The organism is Wenyingzhuangia sp. IMCC45574 (assembly GCF_054182685.1).
This window is the reverse complement of sequence record NZ_CM135169.1, coordinates 2,042,015-2,061,425: the sequence shown is the minus strand read 5'-3', so window position 1 is coordinate 2,061,425 and position 19,411 is coordinate 2,042,015. Positions and strand designations below refer to the sequence as shown.

The 19,411-nt window shown below is 34.3% G+C and carries 14 protein-coding genes; 6 read left to right on the top strand and 8 right to left on the bottom strand.

The window, feature by feature from the left end; genetic code table 11:
- Positions 1-42: 42 nt before the first annotated feature.
- The 5 genes from ACXHHC_RS08805 to lepA all read right to left on the bottom strand — a co-directional run bounded on the left by ACXHHC_RS08805 (position 43) and on the right by lepA (position 9,278).
- Positions 43-2,439, bottom strand: coding sequence for a glycoside hydrolase family 31 protein (locus ACXHHC_RS08805; protein WP_458225996.1), 2,397 nt, complete (start codon positions 2,437-2,439; stop codon positions 43-45).
- Between the two features lie 195 nt (positions 2,440-2,634).
- On the bottom strand, positions 2,635-4,545 hold the full coding sequence (gene glgB, locus ACXHHC_RS08800) for a 1,4-alpha-glucan branching protein GlgB (protein WP_458225995.1): 1,911 nt from the start codon (positions 4,543-4,545) through the stop codon (positions 2,635-2,637).
- Positions 4,546-4,623: 78 nt separating this feature from the next.
- Entirely contained in the window at positions 4,624-5,895 is a 1,272-nt protein-coding gene (locus ACXHHC_RS08795) for a glucose-1-phosphate adenylyltransferase (RefSeq protein ID WP_458225994.1), read from the bottom strand.
- 9 nt (positions 5,896-5,904) lie between these two features.
- Positions 5,905-7,323 carry a glycogen synthase gene (locus ACXHHC_RS08790; RefSeq protein WP_458225993.1) on the bottom strand — a complete coding sequence of 473 codons (1,419 nt, stop codon included), beginning with the start codon at positions 7,321-7,323 and terminating at the stop codon, positions 5,905-5,907.
- Positions 7,324-7,481: 158 nt separating this feature from the next.
- A complete protein-coding gene (gene lepA / locus ACXHHC_RS08785) occupies positions 7,482-9,278 on the bottom strand; it encodes a translation elongation factor 4 (protein ID WP_458225992.1) in 1,797 nt (598 codons plus the stop codon).
- Positions 9,279-9,451: 173 nt separating this feature from the next.
- Between lepA and ACXHHC_RS08780 the strand changes: the two genes are divergently transcribed.
- Complete coding sequence (locus ACXHHC_RS08780; RefSeq protein WP_458225991.1) at positions 9,452-9,973, top strand: DUF2911 domain-containing protein; 522 nt, start codon at positions 9,452-9,454, stop codon at positions 9,971-9,973.
- Positions 9,974-10,184: 211 nt separating this feature from the next.
- Positions 10,185-11,009 (top strand): T9SS type A sorting domain-containing protein, encoded by an 825-nt coding sequence (locus ACXHHC_RS08775; protein ID WP_458225990.1) that lies wholly within the window; start codon positions 10,185-10,187, stop codon positions 11,007-11,009.
- A gap of 72 nt (positions 11,010-11,081) precedes the next feature.
- On the opposite strand, the gene ACXHHC_RS08770 is transcribed toward ACXHHC_RS08775, so the two are convergent.
- The 3 genes from ACXHHC_RS08770 to ACXHHC_RS08760 form a co-directional block, all read right to left on the bottom strand.
- On the bottom strand, positions 11,082-11,912 hold the full coding sequence (locus ACXHHC_RS08770; RefSeq protein WP_458229243.1) for an IS3 family transposase: 831 nt from the start codon (positions 11,910-11,912) through the stop codon (positions 11,082-11,084).
- Positions 11,913-11,914: 2 nt separating this feature from the next.
- Complete coding sequence (locus tag ACXHHC_RS08765) at positions 11,915-12,424, bottom strand: transposase (RefSeq protein ID WP_458225989.1); 510 nt, start codon at positions 12,422-12,424, stop codon at positions 11,915-11,917.
- Between the two features lie 66 nt (positions 12,425-12,490).
- Positions 12,491-13,435 (bottom strand): hypothetical protein, encoded by a 945-nt coding sequence (locus tag ACXHHC_RS08760; RefSeq protein WP_458225988.1) that lies wholly within the window; start codon positions 13,433-13,435, stop codon positions 12,491-12,493.
- A 327-nt stretch (positions 13,436-13,762) separates the two neighbouring features.
- Here ACXHHC_RS08760 and leuS point away from each other — a divergent pair, with 327 nt between their 5' ends.
- The 4 genes from leuS to ACXHHC_RS08740 all read left to right on the top strand — a co-directional run bounded on the left by leuS (position 13,763) and on the right by ACXHHC_RS08740 (position 19,353).
- Positions 13,763-16,573 (top strand): leucine--tRNA ligase, encoded by a 2,811-nt coding sequence (leuS, locus tag ACXHHC_RS08755; protein WP_458225987.1) that lies wholly within the window; start codon positions 13,763-13,765, stop codon positions 16,571-16,573.
- A gap of 175 nt (positions 16,574-16,748) precedes the next feature.
- Entirely contained in the window at positions 16,749-18,185 is a 1,437-nt protein-coding gene (locus tag ACXHHC_RS08750; RefSeq protein ID WP_458225986.1) for an ATP-binding protein, read from the top strand.
- Positions 18,186-18,192: 7 nt separating this feature from the next.
- Complete coding sequence (locus ACXHHC_RS08745) at positions 18,193-18,960, top strand: enoyl-CoA hydratase/isomerase family protein (protein ID WP_458225985.1); 768 nt, start codon at positions 18,193-18,195, stop codon at positions 18,958-18,960.
- Between the two features lie 78 nt (positions 18,961-19,038).
- Entirely contained in the window at positions 19,039-19,353 is a 315-nt protein-coding gene (locus ACXHHC_RS08740) for a DUF4286 family protein (protein ID WP_458225984.1), read from the top strand.
- Positions 19,354-19,411: the final 58 nt, after the last annotated feature.

The window sequence follows — 19,411 nt, the reverse complement described above, 5'->3', positions numbered from 1 at the left end:
CCGAATAACAACCACAATAAAATTTAACTATTAAAAAGAGAATTAACCAACAATCTCTATTTGGTTAAAGTTCTTGTCTATTTCTAAAACTCTATGACCTCTTTGAATATCTTCTAAAGACATTTCTTCGTTGTCTACTCTAACCGTTTTAACATCAAAAGGCAATCCAATTAGGTTCATTATAAAGGTTTCGTATTCGGTAATAAACGTACCCGATTTGTGTTGCTTAATAGTTAAGCTATTACCTTTCCCTTTAGAAGTAAAGTGTCTTAAACTATATCTCCCTTTAGTATAATCGTATCCGTCATTGGCATCTTCATACACGTCAGAAACTTCTTTACCTTCTTTATAGTAAATATCTAAGGTTAGTTTTTCAATTTTCTTTTCTCCAACGTATTGCTGAACAGGGTACATAGGAATAATAGCTCCTTCTTTAATAAAGATAGGCATGCTGTCTAAATCTGCATCTACCCATACTTCTTTACCACCTTCTTCTGCTTCGTGTGTCCAGAAATTGTACCATTTTCCTCTAGGAAGGTATACTCTTCTACCTTTAGCGTTAGGTTCACCAATAGGACAAGCTAAAATATGTTCACCTGCAATAAATTCATCCGTTCTATAATGTGTTTGGTTGTCTTCCTGATCGTATAACACCAAAGATTTTAACATAGGAATTCCTTCTTCAATATACTTGTAGAAAGAAGTATATAAATAAGGCAATAATTGATAACGTAATTCAATAAATTTACGCACAACATTGGTTACCTCCTCACCAAATGTCCAAGGTTCTTGGTCTCCATGGTCTCCAGATGAGTGTGTTCTACAGAATGGGTGGAAGATTCCTAATTGAATCCATCTTGCGTACAATTCAGCATTTGGCTGTTGTGCAAACCCTCCAATATCAGATCCAACAAAAGAGAATCCAGACATGGCCATTCTTTGTGCTTGTACATTGGCAATCCATAAGTGTTCCCATGTTGCTACGTTGTCTCCTAACCAGGTAGAAGTATAACGCTGTGTACCTGAGTATGCAGAACGAGTAATAACAAATGGTCTTAATGGGTAGTTGTATTTTTTTAATCCCATGTAAGTAGCTTTCGCCATTTGCATACCGTAAACATTGTGTGCTTTTCTATGAGAACAAGGGTGTCCGTCATAATCGTGACGTACATCGTCTGGGAAAGACTTTCCAGGAACATCCATTACGGCAGGTTCGTTCATGTCGTTCCAAACACCTTGTACTCCTACATCTTCAATTAATTCTTTAAATAATCCAGACCACCATTCACGTACTTCTTCTCTTGTAAAGTCCGGGAAGTAACATTCTCCTGGCCATACTTTCCCTTTCATATAAGGTCCATCGGCACGCTTACAGAAGTAGTCTTTTTCTAAACCTTCTCTAAACACGTCGTATTCCATGTCTATTTTAATACCTGGATCAATAATAACGACTGTTTTGTATCCATCATCGGCTAATTCCTTAACCATTCGTTTTGGTTCTGGAAAATAGTCTTTACTCCAAGTAAAACATCTAAAACCTTCCATGTAATCAATATCTAAGTAGATGGCATCACAAGGAATTTTAAGATCTCTAAATTTTTGAGTGATTTCTTTTACGTTAGATTCTGGATAGTAACTCCATTTACATTGGTGGTATCCTAAAGCCCATAAAGGAGGTAATTCTGGTGCTCCTGTTAAGTTGGTGTAAGATGCTACTACATCTTGCATTTTAGGTCCGTAAATAAAGTAGTAGTTCATTTCTCCACCTTCTGCCCAGAAACTTGCTACATTTCTTCTTTCAGAGCAAAAGTCAAAAGAAGATCTAAAAGAGTTGTCAAAGAAAATACCATATGCTTTTTGATTGTGTAAAGCAGTAAAGAATGGAATAGCTTTGTAAATAGGGTCTGTGTAACGCCCAAAAGCGTATGAATCAGTAGCCCAGTTTTGGAAACGTTTCCCTTTTAAGTTTGTATGATCTGATTTGTCTCCTAAACCATAAAAGCTTTCCCCTTGTGGAGAATTTTTGGTCATTTTAACAATGTTACCTCCTAGTTCGTAACTTTCTTCCCAGTGGAATCCAAGTTCATCTTCGGAGATAAGTGTATTGTCTACAGCATCGTATATACGTGTTCTTAAATCTGATTTAGAAATGTATATTACCAATTTAGAAGTGGTAACAATATATTTCTCTATGTCTTCTGTGATTTCTAATTTATTATAACCCTTTATGGCATCTTTAGAGATTGCGTAAGAGAAATCATCTTCAAATTTTGCATCCGTAGCAAAACGAAAACGAATCATACTATCTCTTAAAACTGTCATTTGTAAAATAACACCGTTGTTGGTATGAAAGTATAAAGTGTCAACATCTTTTTTAAACTCCACTACCTGCGAAGGAAAGGCATTTCCTTTTTGTTCTATTCTTTCGTTTAAAATCATAATTTTTAGTTATTTATGAATAAGCTATGCACCCAATTTAGGAAAAAATGATAGAAGATTTTGAATTGAAAATTGGTTTTTTTAACAATTCATAAAATGTGCAAAAACTATTCTGTTTTAGTTGGTTTTTAATAAAAAAACACCCTTTATTTTACAAGATAAAGAGTGCTTTTAAAAGTCTTAATTGCTTGTAAATCATTTAATTTTAAAGATAACCATACCTAATGGAGGTAAAGTAATTTTAGCTGAATGTGATTTCCAGTTCCAACCATCTTCGGATATCTTTATTGATTTTGAATTTTTAACACCACTTCCTCCGTATTTCTTTAAATCGGAGTTGAAAATTTCTGTTAGTTTTCCTCCTTTATGAATACCTATTTGGTATTCTTCTCTTACAGCAGGTGTGTTGTTACAAACTACAACTATATCGTTGCTCTCATCGTGTCCTTTTCGGATAAAGCTTAAGATAGAATTACCACCATCTTCGTGGTTAATCCATTCAAAACCTTCTGTTGAAAAGCTCTTTTCAAATAGAGCAGGAGTGTCTTTTAAGAATTGGTTTAAGTCTTTAATATAAGTTTGTGCTCCTTTGTGTTCTGGGTTTTCTAATAAATGCCAGTCTAAACTTTTATTGAATTTCCATTCGTTTTCCTGTCCAAACTCAGCTCCCATAAAGAGTAAATTTCCACCAGGGTGCGTGTACATATGACCAAATAGCAAACGTAAATTGGCCATTCTTTGCCATTTGTCTCCTGGCATTCTACCTAAAATAGATTTTTTACCATATACAACCTCATCATGAGATAAAGGCAGCATGTATCTTTCGGTAAAAGCATAAGCCAAACTAAAAGTAATTTCGTTATGGTGGTATTTTCTATGTATAGGGTTTTTTTTAAAGTAACCAAGCGTATCGTGCATCCAACCCATCATCCATTTCATTCCAAAACCTAAACCTCCATGTTCAACGGCTCTAGTAACCCCAGAGAAAGCGGTAGATTCTTCGGCAATTGTTTGAATTCCAGGGAAGCTTTTGTAAACCTCTTCATTAAAATCTTTTAAGAAAGAAATTGCTTCTAAATTTTCGTTTCCTCCGTATTTATTTGGTTCCCATTCTCCGTCTTTTCTAGAGTAGTCTAAGTATAACATAGAAGCTACAGCATCTACTCTAAGACCGTCAATGTGGTATTTGTCTAACCAGAAACAAGCGTTGGAGATTAAGAACGAACGAACTTCGTTTCTACCATAGTTAAAGATTAAACTTTTCCAGTCTTTGTGGTATCCTCTTCTTTTGTCTGGATGCTCGTATAAATGAGATCCGTCAAAGAAACCTAAACCGTGTGCATCTGATGGAAAGTGAGATGGAACCCAGTCTAAAATAACTCCGATATCATTTTTGTGGAATTCGTTGATTAATCCCATAAATTCTTTAGGGTGACCAAATCTACAGCTAGGAGCAAAATATCCTGTTATTTGATATCCCCATGATTGATCGAAAGGATATTCCATAATAGGCATAAACTCTACATGAGTAAAGCCCATTTCTTTAACATATTTTACCAGTTCGTTAGAAGCTTCCCAGTAGCTTAAAGATCTATCTTCTTCAACTTTTTTCATCCAAGATTCAAAATGAACCTCGTATACAGAATAAGGTTTGTCTAATCCGTTCTTATTTTCACGGTAAGACATCCAGTCGTTGTCTTGCCAATCAAAACCTTCAATATCGTAGGTAACAGAAGCTGTTTTTGGTGGATGTTCTGTATGGTATCCGTATGGGTCACATTTTTCGGTTACAATTCCGTTATTGTTAGAGTGTATTTTGTATTTGTAAGTTTCTCCAGTTTTAACGTTTGGAATAAATCCTTCCCATATTCCCGAACTATCCCATCTTACATTTAGTACATGTTCATTATCATTCCAGTAGTTAAAGTCTCCAACTACAGAAACTCTGTTGGCGGTAGGAGCCCATACCGCAAAGTATGTTCCTTCAACACCATCTACAGTTATGCTTCTTGCACCAAATTTTTCATAAAGACGGTAATGTTTTCCAGATTTAAAAAGGTAAATATCAAATTCAGTAAATAAACTGTATGCTTTTACATGGTTCATATATTCAAGTTGTTAGGAGTTGGTAAAATACACCCAAGTAGAATACTTGGGTGTAGGTTTTTTAAGGAAGTGTAAAGCTTAAATAATAGTTGTTCCGCTTGGTACAACCACTCCGCTTTTAATAACTACGATACCATTTCTTACCGTGTAGAGATCCGTTTCAGTATCTTCTAAATGATCTCCTCCGTTTATTTTAACGTCGTTTCCAATAGACGAGTTTTTGTCGATAATACAGTTGTTGATATAACAACGTTCTCCGATTCCTCTTAAAGGAGTACCTGATTTGTTTTTTGATTTTATATCGGCTGCATCTTCATATAAGTCGTTACCCATTACGTAACAGTTAGATAAAGTCGTTCCAATACCAATTCTAGCACGAATACCAATAATGGTTCTTTGAATTCTACTAGCATTAATCATACCTCCTTCTGCAATTAAAGTTTTTTCTAGTGTAGTACCAGAAATTTTTGTTGGTGGTAAGAATCTTGGTCTTGTTAGTACGTTGTTATGGTTGTCAAATAAGTCAAATTTTGGAACATCATCAGTTAAGCCAAGGTTGGCTTCAAAGAAAGAACCAATCGTTCCAATATCTGTCCAATATCCTTCGTACTGGTAGCTTACAATTTTTTGTGTACCAATGGCATCTGGGATAATTTCACCACCAAAATCCATGGTTTCTTTGTTAGACATTAATTCTTTTAACAATTCTCTGTTAAAGATGTAAATTCCCATAGACGCTAAATAGTCTCTTCCCTGAGATTTCATTTCATCGGTAACATCAGATTTCCATTCTCCAAGTTCTTCGGTAGTAGGTTTTTCTATAAAAGAAGTAATTTCCTGATCTGCGTTGGTCTTTAATATTCCAAAACCTGTAGCATCGTGTGCGTTTACAGGTAGTGTAGCAATAGAAATTTCTGCACCAGATTTTTGATGGTTTTTAACCATAGCGTTAAAATCCATTTGATACAATTGGTCTCCAGAAAGGATTAAAGCATAATCCCACTCGTATGCTAAAAAGTGAGGCATAGATTGTCTAACAGCATCTGCAGTACCTTGGAACCAATTTGAATTTTCTGGTGTTTGTTCAGCTGCAACAATATCAACAAAAGCTCCTGAGAAGTTACCAAACGTATAAGTGTTCTTAATATGTTTGTTTAACGAAGCTGAGTTAAATTGAGTTAGAACAAAAATTCTATTAATTTCAGAATGCAAACAGTTAGAAATAGGAATATCTACCAGTCTATATTTTCCTGCAATGGGTACTGCGGGTTTAGATCTGGATGTTGTTAATGGTTTTAATCTTGATCCTTGTCCTCCTCCTAAAATAATTCCTAATACCTTTTTTTTCATGTTTTTTGATTATTGAGCTATGTGGTTATATAATTGAATGTATTCATTTGCCGAATTCTCCCAAGAGTTGTCAATTTTCATAATTTCTCTTCGGATACGTTTAAATTCATCAGTAGTGTTATAGAGTTTGTTTGCTCTTGTAATTGCTAGAGCAACGTTGTCTACGGTTACATGGTCGTGTCGGATACCAAAACCTCCTTTTTCACCAATATCTTTTACTGTATCTTTTAAACCTCCGGTAGTTCTTACTACTGGGATTGTTCCATATCTTAAAGCGTATAATTGATTCAATCCACATGGCTCAAATCTAGAAGGCATAATCAAGAAGTCTGCACCAGCGTATATTAAGTGCGATAATTCTTCGTCATACCCTATAAAAGTATTGTATCTACCAGGATACTTGTCTTTTAATTCGTTTAATAGGTATTCTGCGTGTGAGTCACCGGAACCTAAAATTAAACCGTTCATGTCATTGGCATCTAGAGCTTTGTCAAAAATCCCAGCCATGATATCTGCACCCTTTTGATAAACCAATCTACCAATAAAGGCAACCAATGGTTTGTTAGGGTCTAAATCAAATTTTTCGCAAAGCAATGCTTTGTTTGCTGCTTTACCAGCTGCAACGGTTCTAGCATTGTATTTTTTGATGATCATTTTATCCGAAGAAGGATTCCATACTTCAGTGTCAATACCATTTAAAATACCTACAGATTTTTCTCTTTCATTGTCAAATAACCAATCCAATCCTGTAGCTGCATATGGTAGTTCGTTCATGTAGTTTGGCGATACGGTTGTAAATTTCCAACATGCTTTAATAGCAGCCGCCATAGGGTTAATTGAATAATCCCATTCTAACATTCCAGATTGCTCAATGTCGTATTCTGGTAAGTAAGATAATTTCTCAAAAGAGAATTCTCCTTGGTATTGAGCGTTATGAATAGTAAATATAGTAGGGATTCCTCTTAGAGGAATGTATTTCTTACATTGAGTCATCATAAAAGGAACCAGTCCAGTATGATGATCGTGACAGTGAATAATTTGGGGCTTGTTTTCAAACTGAAGTACCCAATCTAAGAATACTTTTTGAAAAGCGATGAAACGCTCTGTATCGTCCCCATAACCATAAACCTCTTTTCTATCTAGTAAGTCTTCTATTTTTACTTGATAAAGATGATAGCCGTATTCTTCTAAACTGTTGTCAACTTTTAAAATAGAAGCTTTAAAAGTTGAATCGGCTAAATCTACTGTGGTTTCAAAATCGATAGTGTATGCTGCAGCTTTTGAAAATTTGTTTTCGTAGTAGGGTATTACTACAGTTGCTTCAAAGTCGAGGTTGGTTTGGTATTTTGGAAGTGCACCTACAACATCAGCCAGTCCACCGACTTTTGCTGCTGGGTAACATTCAGCACTTACATGTATTACTTTCATATTGATTAATTTGATTCACGTCCTTAAACTTAATAAAAAAAAGTGTTAACATATATTAATCGAGCTATTAAATTCAAGATAAATTAGTACTTTTTAATTGGTTTAAATATCAAACTAATTGAAAATAAAAACCCCTTGCTTAGCAAGGGGTTTGATTTTTAGTCGTTTAGCTTTAATACAGCCATGAATGCTTCTTGAGGTATTTCTACATTACCTACTTGTCTCATTCTTTTCTTTCCTTTCTTTTGTTTCTCTAAAAGTTTACGTTTTCTAGAGATGTCTCCACCGTAACACTTAGCGGTAACGTCTTTTCTTAAAGCTTTTGTCGTTTCTCTAGAAATGATTTTTGCTCCAATGGCTGCTTGTATTGGAATGTCAAATTGCTGACGAGGAATTAATTCTTTTAATTTCTCACACATTTTTTTACCAATATGGTAGGCATTGTCTGCGTGTATTAATGCAGAAAGTGCATCTACAGAGTCTCCATTTAATAAAATATCTACTTTAACCAATTTAGAAGTTCTCATTCCAATAGGGTAGTAGTCAAATGAAGCGTATCCCTTAGAAACGGTTTTTAGTCGGTCGTAAAAATCAAAAACAATCTCTGCCAATGGCATGTCAAAAATTAACTCAACACGTTCTGGCGTTAAATAAGTCTGATTTACAATTTCTCCACGTTTTTCTATACACAAACTCATTACCTGACCAACAAAGTCTGCCTTTGTAATAATAGAGGCCTTAATATAAGGTTCTTCTACTCTGTCCATACTAGATGGATCTGGTAAGTCTGTTGGGTTGTTTACTAATATTTGTTCGTCTGGATTTTTCTTGGTGTATGCAAAGTAAGATACGTTGGGAACCGTGGTAATTACTGTCATGTTGAATTCACGTTCCAAGCGTTCCTGAATAATTTCCATGTGTAGCATTCCTAAGAAACCACAACGGAAACCAAAACCTAAAGCTGCCGAACTCTCTGGTTGAAATACCAAGGAAGCATCGTTTAATTGCAGCTTTTCCATAGAAGCTCTTAGCTCTTCGTAGTCTTCAGTATCTACAGGGTAAATACCTGCATATACCATTGGTTTTACATCTTCAAAACCATCAATATTATCTGTGGTTGGATTTGCAAAATCAGTAATAGTATCTCCTACTTTTACTTCAGAGGCTGTTTTAATTCCGGTGATTAAATAACCAACATCTCCGGTTTTTATTTCTTGTTTGGCAACCTGATTTAATTTTAGCGTACCTACTTCGTCAGCAAAATAATCGTTACCTGTGGCCATAAATTTAATTTTCTGACCTTTTTTAATAGTACCGTCAATAATTCTAAAGTAGGTTTCTACTCCTCTGTAAGAATTGTAAACTGAGTCAAAAATTAATGCTTTTAAAGGAGCTTCTGGTTCTCCTTCTGGTGCAGGAACTTTATCTATAATTGCTTTTAAAATATTTTCTACACCAAAACCAGTTTTACCACTTGCGTGAATCACATCTTCTGGCTCGCAACCTAATAAGTCAACAATATCGTCTGTAACTTCCTCTGGGTTTGCACTTGGTAAATCTACCTTGTTTAAAACAGGAATAATTTCTAGGTCGTTTTCTAAAGCCAAGTAAAGGTTAGAAATGGTTTGCGCTTGTATACTTTGAGCAGCATCTACAATTAGCAATGCTCCTTCACAAGCAGCAATAGAACGAGAAACTTCATAAGAAAAGTCTACGTGACCAGGAGTGTCAATTAAGTTTAAAACATATTCTTCTCCTTCAAATTTATATTCCATTTGTATGGCATGAGACTTAATGGTAATACCACGTTCTCTCTCCAAATCCATATTGTCTAACAACTGAGCTTGTTCTTCTCTCTGCGTTACTGTATCTGTAAAACTTAAAAGTCTATCGGCCAAGGTACTTTTACCGTGATCAATGTGTGCAATAATGCAAAAATTCCTGATGTTCTTCATGTATCTTAAATACTAGCTTGTTCAACACGCAAAGATAGTTTAATTAGGTCAACATTTTAAAATATTAATGATTGTATATCTATATGGTACACTTAAATTTAATAATATGCTGTAATTGGTGTGATTATTGATAAATTTAGGAAGTAATAATAAACAACAAACATTATAAAATTATGAAAAGATTACTAGCTCTGGTAGCCATTGTCTTAGGATTGGGTACTTTAAATGCGCAAAATTTTAGAGGACTTGATAAAAGCCCGTTAGATGTGGCTTCGTATCCATTGGGGTATAAAAACGCAAACAAAATAGTAAAAGTAGTTTATAGTAGGCCTCAGTTAAAGGGTAGAGCAGTGGAGAGTTTAGCAGTACCTGGAAAAGTATGGAGAACAGGGGCTAACGAAGCTACTGAAATTCGTTTTTTTAAGGATGTTGTGTTGGGGGGTAAAAAAGTAAAAGCAGGAACCTATTCGTTTTTTACAATTCCGGGTAAAGATAATTGGACTATCATTATTAGTTCTGATACAAATGTATGGGGGGCATATTCGTATAACAAAGAAAATGATGTTGCTAGGATAGAAGCAAAAGTCTCTAAAACAGGGAAGTTCGTAGAGGCATTTGCAATGGCTTTTGATAAAAAGATGAATTTATATTTAGCATGGGGAGAAACATTGGTTACAGTTCCTATGAGTTTGTAGATTTTAATGATTTACTGACACAAAAAACAAAGGAGTGCTACTAGCACTCCTTTGTTTTTTTTGATAAAACGATCAAATGTCTTTAATACTAGAACAAATCACTAGGATTTTTCATAGACTATTAGTTTAATGTATTGTATAGGCGATTTAATGTTGTGATAATTGTCTAGTTTAAGTAAATTAGAGCTACTAATTTAAAATACTACTTATTATGTTTAAAAAATTACTTTTTTCTTTAGCTCTAGGAGCTGTTAGTTCATTGTCTTATGGACAGTATGTGGAGAGTTTTGATGGTACAGCTCCTACAATCACGGATCAGAATCAAGGGCATATTAATACACCAAATACCTCATCGGATCGATTTGAGTCTTCTCTTGTAGCGTATCCTGCAGGTACAACTGGTGGAGATAATTCTACAAATGTGATGCAGGTTAAATATACAACATCAGGAGCTTTTTCATGGTACGCTTCTTTAATTGCCACTACGGCCACTCCTGTTAAGTTGTCTGATGGGCAATACATTTCGATATTATATATGCCTGGCGAAGTTGTTACTAATGGAACGATAAATATAAGTTTATTATATCCAAATTCAAGTGTTACACCAGGAGCAACCGGTAATTCAAATTTTAATGCTACTAGTAGTTCATTCTCTACTACATCTGCGACTGAATGGGTGAGTGTTACCTTTGATATTACTGGTTTCCCAGCAGATGCAACTGGTACGAGGGTTCAGTTTTCTTATCCTGTACCATCTGCATTTCCTCATACTCGTTATATTGATGCTATTCAGCAAAGTGCTACACTTTCTTTCAAATCACCACAAAAGGATCTTTCAGGAGCAGTATCTCCTAACCCAGTAGAAGATATTTTAACAGTAAATGTTGAAGGAGCTGAAACGTACAAGTTGGTAAATACTGTTGGTCAAACAGTATTAGAGCAAAAAGCAACAGGTTCTATCAATGTTTCTGGATTAACTTCTGGGTTGTATATTTTGGTAACCGAAAAAGGGACTGCTAAAGTTATTGTAAAATAGTTTGATAAGAAACTAAGAAAAAAGAGACCGCTTAAAAAATGGACTAGCCCCCAAAAGTTGGACGGTTAAAAATTACTTATAGAACTGAGCTCGATATTTTATCGGGCTCATTCCATTTAAAATCGATGAGATTCTCTCCTCATTATAATAGCTAATATATTCTTTAATTTCCTTTTCTAGTTGATTAATTGAGTTCCATTTTTTAAGGTAAAATAGTTCTGATTTCAAAGTTCCAAAGAAGTTCTCAATAATAGCATTATCTAAACAATTTCCTTTTCTAGACATACTTTGAATGATATTGTTTTTTTTCAATAAAGTCTGATATCTCTTCATTTGATATTGCCACCCTTGGTCAGAATGCAGTAAGGTTTTATTAAGCTTATGCTTTTTAAAAGCTTTGTCAAGCATGGTTGTTATTTGTTTGAAGTTAGGGCTTCTAGAGATATGATAACTTATAATTTCTCTGTTATATAAGTCTATAATTGGTGATAAATATAGTTTTTCACCCAGAACTTTAAATTCTGTAATATCTGTAGCCCACTTTTGATTAGGTTTTAATACCTTAAAATTTCGTTGGAGAATATTAGGAGCTATTTTTCCCTGACTCCCTCTATAAGAACGATATTTTTTTATTCTGACTAGAGACTTTAACTTCATAGATTTCATTAGTCTAAATACTGTCTTATGATTGATCATTATTCCTTGATTGTTTAACTCTAAGGTGATCCTTCTATAACCATATCTTCCTTTGTTTTGATGATAAATCTGAGTAATTAACTTTTTAATAAGTTCATATTTGTCAGGCTCTCTACTTTTTTGCAAATGATAATAAAAGCTACTTCTAGCCATATTCGCATGCTTTAACAATAGTGATAAATCATGTTTATGCCTTAACCCATCTATGGCTATTGCTTTTTCTCTCTGGTTTGAGCTAAGGCATGTAACTTTTTTAGCAAATCAAGTTCTGCTTTTAAAGATTGATTCTCTTTTAAAAGTTCTTCTTCTTTAGTTAATGGTTTAGATTTACTTCTTGTATGTTTAGTCTTCATACCAATAGGTCTACCTTTAGGTTTATCTTTTAGACCATCCAAACCTAAAGAATTATAGCGTACCCTCCAATTATGTATTACAGAATCTCCTCCGATATTAAAAATTAAACTAGCTTCAGCCATAGAGAGATTGTCTCTATCTATAGTCTGTAATACATTTAGTTTAAAAGATGGAGAGTAATGCTTTGTTTGTTTTGGTAATAATCCTTGTAGACCATCTTTCTCATACTGCTGACACCAACGGTAAACAATAGAATGATGAAGCTTTAATTCTTTACAAATACTAATAACCGATTGATGTTCTTTAAAAAACAACAAAACACATTTACGTTTAAATTCAAATGTGTACTTTACTTTTCTAGACATAAAAATACCCCCAAATTGTGTCTAACATTTTGGGGGCACTCTAAAACGGTCTCTTTTTTTTTTGTTCTAATTTAATATTTCTTCAGGAGGAGATGTTAATTTAGATAATGAGTTTTTGGCTAGTAAAAAGGATTCTTGTACTGGTTTAATATTTACTCTTTCATACTCTAATAATGTGCTGTAAACATTCTGCATGTGGCTTTCATATTCTTTTCTCCAGACAGGGTACACAAGGGAGTATTTCTTTTTCGTATCATTTTTTTGAGTGTATGTGTCGTATACCGAATTGCATCTTGTTTTTTTGTAAATAGCACTTTGTTTTAGAATGTCGTTTTCATAAGTAGAAGCATACTTATCTTTGTATTCTAGATTAAAGCTTACTATTTCAGAATCAAACAATTTGTTTGTCTCGTTTTTAAAAGTTATTTGTGCAAGTCTTCCTTCTTTAAACCCTCTAGATGTTTCTTGTATAAATACGAGGCTCTGATTAATTAAGTTTTCGTAATTGTATTCTAAAAGTTCTAGGTTAAAAGAATCTTCTTCTGTAAGGTGTGCTAGTCTATATTCTTCTTGTTTTAAAAGAATTAGTAAAGAAGAACAGTTCATGTAAAAATCTAAAAAGATTCTTGCAGGATAGGAGCATGTAGCGATTAACCTTTTATTTAGGATACTTTCTATGTGAACAATGTTACGATCTAGTTTAGTGATATTGTGTTCTAATTTTTTTTTAAAAGTTAGAATGATGTTTGTGTTGGCATCTTTAAGTCTTGACTCAAATGGTAAGTATCTTTTGATGAAAAAATCATTAAATGCTTCTACATAAGGCTTTTTAAAGTCATCTAATTTAATATCCAATAAATCGTTTTTGGTAGAATTAAGTGTATGCGATAATTCTTCAATATCTGCTTTGCAATTTCTAACAAATTGGTCAGGTATTAACTCTTTTAAATGCGGGGAATTATTTTTATGTAAAATTCTATTTGTTACTAAAAAAGCAATTTTTTCTTTCATTTGTTATTTTATTTTCTCCTTTTCTTTTAAGCGGTTGTGAAAATACTAAAAAAACGATGTTTTTGGTTTGTTTTTGTTATTTTTTTAAGGTTGTTTTTGTGGCTGTAACAAAGAGTTTTAACTTAAAAAATGTAGCTTTTTGTCTTTTAGAGTTTTAAGAGTTGGTTTTTTGTTTTTTTAAGTATTTACAAGGGTCAGCTATTTTTTTTGAACTAGCATTTTGAAAAAAGGATTTTGTTTTTCTGCTTCTTAATTGATATTGGAAAAAAAACTATTGACAGTCAAACAAAACCATTAAATTTGCCACTCAAATTCTAAGAGATTATCATGGAGTATAACTTTAATGAGATAGAGGCCAAATGGCAAAAGAAGTGGGCTGATAATGGGACTTTTAAAGCCGAAAATCAATCGGAAAAACCAAAGTTCTATGTGTTAGATATGTTTCCTTATCCTTCTGGAGCAGGATTGCATGTTGGGCATCCATTAGGGTATATTGCTTCAGATATTTTTGCGCGTTACAAACGTCATAAAGGATTTAATGTATTGCACCCACAAGGGTACGATTCTTTTGGGTTGCCTGCAGAACAATATGCAATTCAAACAGGACAGCACCCAGCGGTTACTACAGAAACTAATATCAATACCTATAGAAGGCAGTTAGATAAAATTGGTTTTTCTTTCGATTGGTCTCGAGAGATTAAAACGTCAACACCAGAATATTACAAGCATACACAATGGATTTTTATTCAGTTGTACAATGCTTGGTATAACGTTGCTACTGATAAAGCAGAAGCAATTGAAACTTTAGTTCGAGCTTTTAAAACAAATGGTACTGCAGACGTAAAAGCGGTTTGTGCTGAAGATGTGGTAGAATTTACTGCCGAAGAATGGAAAGCTTATTCTGATAAAGAACAAGAGCAAATTTTAGCAAAATACAGATTGACCTATTTGTCGGAGACCGAAGTGAATTGGTGTCCTGCTTTAGGTACAGTTTTGGCAAATGATGAAATTATTAACGGGTTGTCTGAGCGTGGAGGTCATCCAGTGGTTCGTAAGAAAATGATGCAGTGGTCTATGCGAATTTCTGCCTATGCACAACGTTTGTTAGATGGTTTAACTACTATTGACTGGCCACAACCTTTAAAAGATTCTCAAACCAATTGGATTGGACGTTCTCAAGGTGCAAAGGTTGAGTTTGCTATTGAGAATTCAGAAGAAAAAATAGAGGTGTTTACCACTCGCCCTGATACTATTTTTGGAGTAACATTTATGACATTGGCTCCAGAGCACGAATTGGTAGCTCAAATTGTAATACCCGAACAAAAAGAAGCGGTTGATGCTTATATTGAAGTTACCGCAAAACGTTCGGAAAGAGATCGTATGGCAGATGTTAAGACGATTTCTGGAGTATTCACGGGAGCATATGCAAAGCATCCTTTTACAGGAGAGAATATACCTATTTGGTTAGGAGACTATGTGTTGGCAAGTTATGGAACAGGAGCTGTAATGGCTGTACCATGTGGAGATCAACGTGATTACGATTTTGCAAAGCATTTTGATATTGAAATCAAAAATATTTTTGAAGGAGTAGATATTTCAGAAGGTGCATGTGAAGATAAAACAGCAAAAATTGCCAATTCTGATTTCTTATCAGGATTAAACGTAAAGAAAGCTACCAAGTTGGCTATTTACGAAATGGAGCAACGTGGATTTGGTGAAGGAAAAATAAATTATCGTTTGCGCGATGCAGTATTTAGCCGTCAACGTTACTGGGGAGAACCATTCCCTGTGTACTATGTAGATGGAATGCCAAAAATGATAGCCGCTGAGCATTTACCAATCATATTGCCAGAGGTGGAGAAATATTTGCCAACAGAAGATGGGCAACCACCGTTAGGAAATGCTGAGGTTTGGGCGTGGAATAGTACAGAGAACAAAGTAGTGAGTAATGAGTTGATTGATAATGAAACTGTGTTTCCACTAGAATTGAATACGATGCCAGGTTGGGCAGGTTCGTCTTGGTATTTTAACCGTTATATGGATGCTAACAATCCAAACGAGTTTGCAAGTAAAGAAGCATTAGAGTACTGGAAAGAAGTAGACTTATATTTAGGTGGTTCTGAGCATGCTACAGGGCACTTATTATATGCTCGTTTCTGGCAAAAATTCTTGTTCGATTTAGGACATGTACCTGTAGATGAGTTTGCAAAGAAGCTAATCAACCAAGGAATGATTACGGGTACTTCTGCGTTTGTTTACAGATTAGAAGGGACTCAGACCTATGTTTCTAAAGGGTTAATTGGAGATCAGAAAGTACAACCAATCCACGCAGATGTTTCTTTTGTAAATGCGCAAGATGAGTTAGATACAGAAGCTTTTAAAAACTGGAGAGAAGAATACGCAAATGCGGAGTTTGTGTTAGAAGATGGAAAGTATATTGTTGGACGTGAGGTTGAGAAAATGTCGAAGTCTAAGTTCAACGTTGTAAACCCAGATGCTATTTGTGAAAAATACGGAGCAGATAGTTTACGTTTGTTCGAGATGTTCTTAGGGCCTTTAGAGCAATCTAAGCCTTGGAATACTGCTGGTATTTCTGGATCTCACTCTTTCTTAAAGAAGTTATGGAGATTGTATGCCAATGCAAATGACTTTAAAGGAGTAGAGGGAGCACCAAGTAAAGATGAATTGAAAACATTACATAAGACAATTAAAAAGGTACAAGAGGATATAGAGAATTTCTCTTTCAATACATCGGTAAGTACTTTTATGATTGCGGTGAACGAATTATCTTCTTTAAAGTGTAATAAGAAAGAAATCTTAGAACCTTTATTGGTGTTAATTTCTCCATATGCTCCTCACATCACTGAAGAGTTATGGGAAAAACTAGGAAACACAGAGTCTATTGCTTACACTACTTTCCCAGAGTTTGATGGAAGTCATTTGGTAGAAAGCTCTAAAGAATATCCGGTTTCTTTTAACGGAAAAATGAGATTTAAATTAGAGTTACCGTTGGATATGTCTAAAGAAGATATAGAAAAAACTGTAATGGCTCATGAGAAAACAGAAGCTCAGTTACAAGGTAGAACGCCTAAGAAAGTAATTGTGGTTCCAGGAAAAATTATCAATATTGTAGGGTAATTAAAATCAAATATAAAAGAAGACGATGCAAACGCATCGTCTTTTTTGTTTCTCCATAGTTCTTTGCTTAAATTGGCTTGGCTTTTGTATGGAAAGACTTACAATTATTTACAAGAGGTGTTTAGCCAAGAAGAAGTAGCGTAGTGCACTAATTTTTAAGACAGTAATAGATATTATGAATAAAGTTTCTTTAAGAACTAGAATATTTTTAGCCATGTTGCTTTTGGTAGGACTGGCTTCGGTTTTAATTGCCGTAGTAACGGTTAAGCAGTACAAGGAACAAACAAAACAATATTATTACTCTAGGTTCGATAGAAAGGAGAAGGCCGTTCAGAAGAATGTAAATTATGAGTTGGAGAATACAATTTATCCAGCTGCCCAGCAGTTTTTAGGGTTTATTTTTAGAGAACGTATTTACGAGATTGCTACAGTTCATAAAATGAAAATGGGTATTTACGATTTAAACGGACAAATGCAGTTGAACTCCTACGAGCCTTGGTTCCGTATTTTTAAGGAAAGAATTCCAAAAGAGATTTTAGTAGGCTTAAGAAAAGGAGAAAAACATGAGTCTTCAATTCCCTTAGAGGGTGGAGAAATTTCTCAGATGGCTTATTCTTATATAAAAGATAGAGAGGGTACTAAAGTTGGGATTTTAAAAGTAGAATATGTTCAGGATAACAAACAAGAGCAAGAACAGTTGTCTGCTTTTTTAAATCGTTTGTTTTTAGTGTATGGAGTAATGCTGTTGTTGGCTGTAGCTATTTCTTACTTCTTGTCCAGTTATATTACTCGTTCCTTAAAATCTATTTCTGATAAAATTCAAAAAACCAAATTGTTAAAGAAGAATGAACGATTGGATGTAGAAGGAACAACTTCGGAAATTGCTTTAATTGTAGAAGCATTTAATAGTATGATTGACGAGTTAGAAGTAAGTGCCGATAAGTTGGCAAGAGGTGAAAGAGAACAAGCTTGGAGAGAAATGGCCAAACAAGTAGCGCACGAAATAAAAAATCCGTTAACTCCTATGAAGTTAACTGTGCAGAGTTTTGAAAGAAATTTTGATCCCAATGAAGAAGGAATACGTGAAAAGGTAAAAGATTACGCAGAAATGTTAACCCAACAAATAGATGTTATGTCTTCTATTGCCTCTTCTTTCTCAGATTTTGCCCAAATGCCTAAGAAAAACGTGGAGCGAATGGAGTTGTGTTCGGTGGTAAAATCTGCTGTTGATATCTTTGAGCAAAATGAGATAGAATTTACTTGTCCACAAGAAGAAATTTATCTTAACTTAGATAAGAATCAGATTGTTAGGGTTATTAACAATTTGGTGAAAAATTCAATACAGGCTACTGAGTTTATTGAGAATCCTAAAGTTTTAGTAAAGGTAGAGGTAAAAGAGAATGTTGTTGAGATAAAAGTTAAGGATAATGGAAAAGGTATTTTAGAGGTAGATAAAGAGCATATTTTTGAACCAAAGTTTACTACTAAAAGTAGTGGTATGGGGTTAGGTTTACCAATGGTTAAAAATATTATAGAAGCTTATAACGGAAGCATATCGTTTAACTCTGTAGTTGGATTAGGAACTGAATTCATTATTAAACTACCTAAATAAAACGTAAATGAACATCACTAACCTTAACTACCAGCAAGAAGGAGCTATTTTATTTATTACCATCAACAGAGAAAAGCAGTTAAATGCTTTAAACAAACAAACCATTTTAGAGTTCAATCATTTGTTGGGGGTGTACGATCAGGATCCTTCGGTTAAGGTACTTATTATTACAGGAGCAGGTCAGAAATCTTTTGTGGCTGGAGCAGATATTAAAGAGTTTGCAGATTTTTCTCCAAGAGAAGGAAGAGATTTAGCTCAGTTTGGACAAGACCTACTTTTTACCAAAATAGCCAAATATTCTAAACCTGTAATTGCAGCTATTAACGGATTTGCTTTAGGAGGAGGTCTAGAGCTGGCAATGGCTGCTCATATTAGAGTTGCATCAGAAAATGCAAGATTAGGACAGCCAGAAGTAACTTTAGGATTGATACCAGGCTATGGAGGGACTCAGAGACTAACCCAATTGGTAGGTAAGGGAAAGGCTTTTGAAATGATTCTGACTGCGGAGATGATTTCTGCTCAAGAAGCCTTAGAAATAAAGCTAGTGAATTATGTAGTTCCTCAAGAAGAATTATTAGATAAAGCGATAGATTTAGCTAATAAAATGGCTAAAAATTCACCTTGTGGTCTAAAGAAGAGTATTAAAGCCATTAATGCCGTGTATGGTAACATTGGTTTGCAGAACGAGGTAGAGTTGTTTGGAAAATGTTTTGGAACGGATGACTTTAAAGAGGGAGTACAGGCTTTTATGGAAAAAAGAAAACCCAACTTTTAGTTGCAAGGCAATAGAAATAAGCTACTAGAATTTAGTATTTTCGCGCGGTAATTAACTAAAGGCTAAAAGTAAGTAAACATGTATATATATAACGTTACTACCAATGTTGAAGAGACTATTCTACAAGAATGGTTAGATTATATGACGAAAACACACATTCCGGCTATGATTGCAACAGGTTGTTTTACAGGTGCAAAATTAACGAGAGTAATGGTTCAGGAGGAAAAAGGTGGTAAAACATTTTCTATTCAATATGCCGTAAGCGATAAAGAAACTTTTAAAGGATATTATGTAGCGTACGCTGCAGATATGAACACTCGTGTTGATAAAAAGTTCAAAGGGAACTATGTTTCTTTTCAAACAGAGTTAGAAGTTTTAGGAGATTTCTATTAAGATACTTTTAATTCAAAATTGATTTTTTTTCAACGCTGTTTTGATGATTTTAGCAAAA

Bases quoted from the DNA above. Each gene is read 5' to 3' on its own strand.
- ACXHHC_RS08805 (WP_458225996.1), bottom strand. From the start codon at position 2,439: ATGATTTTAAACGAAAGAATAGAACAAAAAGGAAATGCCTTTCCTTCG.
- glgB (WP_458225995.1), bottom strand. From the start codon at position 4,545: ATGAACCATGTAAAAGCATACAGTTTATTTACTGAATTTGATATTTAC.
- ACXHHC_RS08795 (WP_458225994.1), bottom strand. From the start codon at position 5,895: ATGAAAAAAAAGGTATTAGGAATTATTTTAGGAGGAGGACAAGGATCA.
- ACXHHC_RS08790 (WP_458225993.1), bottom strand. From the start codon at position 7,323: ATGAAAGTAATACATGTAAGTGCTGAATGTTACCCAGCAGCAAAAGTC.
- lepA (WP_458225992.1), bottom strand. From the start codon at position 9,278: ATGAAGAACATCAGGAATTTTTGCATTATTGCACACATTGATCACGGT.
- ACXHHC_RS08780 (WP_458225991.1), top strand. From the start codon at position 9,452: ATGAAAAGATTACTAGCTCTGGTAGCCATTGTCTTAGGATTGGGTACT.
- ACXHHC_RS08775 (WP_458225990.1), top strand. From the start codon at position 10,185: ATGTTTAAAAAATTACTTTTTTCTTTAGCTCTAGGAGCTGTTAGTTCA.
- ACXHHC_RS08765 (WP_458225989.1), bottom strand. From the start codon at position 12,424: ATGTCTAGAAAAGTAAAGTACACATTTGAATTTAAACGTAAATGTGTT.
- ACXHHC_RS08760 (WP_458225988.1), bottom strand. From the start codon at position 13,435: ATGAAAGAAAAAATTGCTTTTTTAGTAACAAATAGAATTTTACATAAA.
- leuS (WP_458225987.1), top strand. From the start codon at position 13,763: ATGGAGTATAACTTTAATGAGATAGAGGCCAAATGGCAAAAGAAGTGG.
- ACXHHC_RS08750 (WP_458225986.1), top strand. From the start codon at position 16,749: ATGAATAAAGTTTCTTTAAGAACTAGAATATTTTTAGCCATGTTGCTT.
- ACXHHC_RS08745 (WP_458225985.1), top strand. From the start codon at position 18,193: ATGAACATCACTAACCTTAACTACCAGCAAGAAGGAGCTATTTTATTT.
- ACXHHC_RS08740 (WP_458225984.1), top strand. From the start codon at position 19,039: ATGTATATATATAACGTTACTACCAATGTTGAAGAGACTATTCTACAA.